This is a genomic window from Alkalihalophilus lindianensis, assembly GCF_032843265.1.
GTDB classification, from domain to species: Bacteria; Bacillota; Bacilli; order Bacillales; family Bacillaceae_D; genus Alkalihalophilus; species Alkalihalophilus lindianensis.
On the sequence record NZ_JAWJBA010000239.1, the window covers coordinates 1 to 277 of the forward strand.

The following is a 277-nucleotide window of genomic DNA, read 5'->3' on the forward strand; positions in this document are numbered from 1 at the left end:
GTAATTTTTTCCATTATGTATTTAAACGTAAAAATTGGCTTTTCGCAAATAAAAGAGCATTAAAGTCTATGCAATTAACAGGGATTGATGGTGACCAAGGTAGTAAACTTCTAATCTACGGCTTTTTCGTCTGTCAAATCGATATGGGAAGCTTCTCAAATAGATAGCGAAGATAGTAATATGGATTTAATCCATTTGCTTGAGCTGTCTCCACAATGCTGTAAATAATGACGCTTGCTCTTGTACCTTGTGATGCAGAAATGCCCCTATAAAAGAG

The 277-nt window shown here is 35.4% G+C and carries 1 pseudogene; it reads right to left on the reverse strand.

Annotated elements, in window-relative coordinates:
• Positions 1 to 145 precede the first annotated feature (145 nt).
• Positions 146 to 277: pseudogene (locus RYX56_RS22105) on the reverse strand (transposase domain-containing protein); the annotation flags it as partial.